This window comes from Nocardia sp. NPDC058497 (assembly GCF_042720195.1).
GTDB lineage: Bacteria > Actinomycetota > Actinomycetes > Mycobacteriales > Mycobacteriaceae > Nocardia.
Genome location: NZ_JBHXMY010000122.1, coordinates 1 through 994 on the forward strand (window position 1 = coordinate 1; position 994 = coordinate 994).

At 66.9% G+C, this 994-nt stretch carries 1 protein-coding gene; it reads left to right on the top strand.

Going from position 1 to position 994, the window contains the following annotated elements:
- Positions 1 to 239: 239 nt before the first annotated feature.
- Positions 240 to 776 (top strand): sigma-70 family RNA polymerase sigma factor, encoded by a 537-nt coding sequence (locus ACFWPJ_RS11365; protein WP_378849779.1) that lies wholly within the window; start codon positions 240 to 242, stop codon positions 774 to 776.
- Positions 777 to 994 lie beyond the last annotated feature (218 nt).

The following is a 994-nucleotide window of genomic DNA, read 5'->3' on the forward strand; positions in this document are numbered from 1 at the left end:
GGATATGCATGGATGTCCACGTTTTTCGCTCCTCGCCGCGATTGTCGTCGCCCGGGACCGGTTGTGTCGAGGGTTGGGACGCCGAGCCGGAAAAAGGGCGAGCCCGGCGGCCCTGCTCCCCCCTCCTGGAGCAGGCCCTGGCCGGGCTCGCGACAAAAGTGTCGCGTGGGGGACCATCAGGATCCTGAAGAGTCGCTTAACGCCGTTGTCATCGGTGGCGCGCAGCGCGATAACCCCATATGACGGACAACTCCTGCGGTGCGCACTGCGCGCGGCTGTGTACCACCGACGGGCTGGCCGAGGTGCTGGCCAGCGACCGCGGCCTGCTGCACTGGCGGGCGATGCGCAGTCTCGGTGACCCGGGCCTGGCCGAACACGCCGTGCAGGAGACACTGCTGCGCGGCTGGCGCTCGTGCCGCGACTTCGACGCCCGCAAAGGCAGTGTGCGGACCTGGCTGCTGGCGATCGAGCGCAATGTCGTCGTCGACATCGTGCGGGCGCGCGCCGCCCGGCCCGGTGACGTCGGCTGGGACGACATCACCGAGGTCGCGGGTTGCGGCAAACCGGATTTCGCGGACGGGCTCGTCGACGGGCTGCTCGTCGACCAGCTGCTGGCGTGCCTGTCCGAGCCGCAGCGGGCCGCTGTGGTCGAGGTGATTCTGCGCGATCGCGGATACCGGGAAGTGGCCGCGGACTTCGGCGTTCCGGTCGGCACGGTCAAGACCCGCGTGCACTACGCGCTGCGCTCGCTGCGGCAATTGCCGGAGGTTGCCTGATCGACTCGTTCCGGTCGCGATCTGGGCGCATGACCAGCGCTGATTCGCTTTTCCTCCCTGTCACATTTCGGTAACTGTGCTTGCTCTGTGGTTGCCTACGTTGCAAGAGTGAACCACTGGGTTTGGTGTTACCAATGGGAAGGGAGGGGTGGGCCGGTGCGGAGCACCGACCGAACAATCAACCCCACAACAACAAAGCCGGTCTCTGCGCCACCAGT

Bases quoted from the DNA above. Each gene is read 5' to 3' on its own strand.
- ACFWPJ_RS11365 (WP_378849779.1), top strand. From the start codon at position 240: ATGACGGACAACTCCTGCGGTGCGCACTGCGCGCGGCTGTGTACCACC.